The organism is Bacillus sp. JJ1764 (genome assembly GCF_036962145.1).
Lineage (GTDB): Bacteria > Bacillota > Bacilli > Bacillales > Cytobacillaceae > Neobacillus.
The window spans coordinates 8,765-9,656 of the sequence record NZ_JBALNY010000221.1 but is presented as its reverse complement, the minus strand read 5'-3'; the positions used below and the strand labels follow the sequence as shown (position 1 = coordinate 9,656).

Sequence of the window (892 nt, the reverse complement as noted above, 5' to 3'; positions counted from 1 at the left end):
ACACATGTCCAAACGTTCCTTTGTGTCCATGTTTAGGCCGTTTTGGAACGGTATCTTTTACTAGGTTTTCTGTGATGATATGAGGGAGTATAAGATCCATTATGGATACCAGAGAAGGCGGTACCGAAATGTCAACAGCTCTCCAATCCCCTATGTATTTCGGGCCATCATTTAAAAAGAAACCCTTCTTCGGAAAAACAAATGTTATGGTTTTATCTGCCTGAATAGCGCCCCCCTCTACTTTACCAGTGTCGCTGCTGACACCTGAAGGAATATCGACAGAAAGGATATATTTTTTTCCCTTCATTTCATTAACTAGCGAGATCACAGTTTTCAATGGTTCCCTGAGTGGACCGTTCACCCCAGTCCCTAAAATGGCATCCACAATCAGATCCGCCTGCTCGAGCTCATACTGAAGATTTGATAAAGTATTCTCATTAAAATATAAAAGAGGAAGCCCTCGTTTTAGATATACATTGAAATGTGTCAATGCGTCCCCTTTAAGCCGTTCAGGACCAATTAAAAGACAGAGAAGGGTTTCGATCCCCAAATCAACTAACCTTCGGGCAATCACAAAACCATCACCACCGTTATTTCCTCCACCAGCTAGGATCATTACTTTCGGTTTTTCTACAGCTTTGTAAGAGAGAATTTCCTCCACTACTCGTGCACCTGCATTCTCCATCAACACAACACCCGGTAGCCCTAACTTTTCAATCGTATATCGGTCCATTTGCTGCATTTCCTTTTGCCCGGCTGCATACATAAGAACCCCTCCTTCTTTTAACCTTATTTTAATTATAAGAAACTTTTAGTTAGGATGCATGGTCTTACGAAATGTTTTTGCCCTACGGATTTCAGCAGAATATAAAACTAAGGCTGTGTTAAAGAA

1 protein-coding gene is annotated in these 892 nt (G+C 41.3%); it reads right to left on the bottom strand.

The features are described 5' to 3' along the window. Positions 1-766, bottom strand: a 766-nt coding sequence (locus tag V7083_RS22665; protein WP_335482347.1) for an NAD(P)H-hydrate epimerase, incomplete at its 3' end; no start/stop codon positions are given. Positions 767-892 lie beyond the last annotated feature (126 nt).